This is a genomic window from Paenibacillus sp. KS1 (assembly GCF_001680695.1).
Lineage (GTDB): Bacteria > Bacillota > Bacilli > Paenibacillales > Paenibacillaceae > Paenibacillus_B > Paenibacillus_B suaedae.
Genome location: NZ_MAIS01000222.1, coordinates 1 through 1,517 on the forward strand (window position 1 = coordinate 1; position 1,517 = coordinate 1,517).

1 protein-coding gene is annotated in these 1,517 nt (G+C 55.6%); it reads right to left on the bottom strand.

Going from position 1 to position 1,517, the window contains the following annotated elements:
• A partial coding sequence (locus tag BBG47_RS27950) for an amino acid adenylation domain-containing protein (RefSeq protein WP_139070815.1) occupies positions 1-1,517 on the bottom strand: 1,517 nt, incomplete at both ends.

Genomic DNA, 1,517 nt, shown 5'->3' on the forward strand with positions numbered 1-1,517 from the left:
ACGTATTCCGTCCCCGCACTCATGCCTGCTTCCGGCGCTGGCAGCGCTTTGTGTTCCACTTTGCCGCTGGAGGTCAGCGGCATCCGGTCGAGCTGCATAAAGTACAACGGAATCATGTATTCCGGCAGTTCGCGGGCAAGCGCCTTCCTCAGCTCTCCGACCGTCAGCACGCGCTCCGCCACAATGTACGCGCACAACTGCTTTTGCCCGGCAGCATCCTCGCGTGCGACCACGACCGCCTCTTCCACCGCAGCTATCCTCAGGAGCTGCGCTTCGATTTCTCCAAGCTCAATACGGTAACCACGGATTTTCACCTGATCGTCGATCCGGCCCAAATAATCCACAGTGCCATCAGGCAACCAGCGGGCCAAATCGCCTGTTCGGTACATCCGACGACCCGGCTCGAACGGATTTTCGACGAACCTTTCCGCTGTCAGCTCCGTACGGTTCAAGTAGCCCCTTGCCACTCCGTCGCCCGAGATGTACAGCTCCCCGGCGACGCCGATCGGCTGCAATCCGCCGCGCGCGTCTAATATATAGACCGCCGTATTATGAATCGGCTTGCCTACAGCCACTTTTACGTTTGCATAACATGATCCTGTGAGGACCTCGATTGTCGTTTCCGTAGGTCCGTAGTGATTGTACAGGCTATAGCCGAGCTGCAAAACTTCCTCTTTTAGCCGATCGTCCAGCTTTTCTCCTCCGGCGATGACATGTTGCAGTCCCGGTAGTTTGGTTTGACCCACGAGCAGTTCCCGAATGTAAGACGGCGTGAAATTGATCGTATTGATCTTGTTCTCGTCGATGTAGTCCAGCAGCTTAGGCGGATTCAGCAGCGTCTCTTTCTGGATTACGTGCAATGTTTTTCCGGCCAACAGGCTGCCAAATAATTGTTCAACGCTGGGATCGAATGTATACGATGTCGTTAACATCACGTTATCGCTCAGCTCATAGCGGGAAATAAACCAGGAAATGACGTTAACGGCATTCCGGTGCTCCACCATAACCCCTTTCGGCTTGCCTGTCGAGCCGGACGTATAGATGACGTAGGCCAAATCGCTTGAACTGGAGACATTCCCCAGATTCGTGCCATCTTCAAGGTAAGCGGCGGGATCGTCCAGCCTGATCAGCGCTTTTGCAAATAGGCTGGCGTACTCCTGGAAGTGTGTCTGTAGAAGCAGCGGAGATGCGCCTGAATCCTCCAGCAGATAGCGGATGCGCTCGGCCGGATACGCTGGATCGATCGGCACATAAGCGCCTCCAGCCTTCAAAACAGCCAAAATGCCGACGACCATCTCCAGCGATGGCTCCGCCATAATGCCGACCAACCGGTCGGCTTCCACACCCGCGGCCCGAAGCGTTCGCGCCAGCCGGTTGGCCCGCTCATTCAGCTCGGAGTACGTCAGATGATGATCTTCAAATACCACAGCCACCGTGTCTGGTGTTTTCGCCACTTGTTTTTCGAATAGCGTATGCAACGTCGCTTGCGCCGGAAGCTCCACCGCCGTATCGTTGAA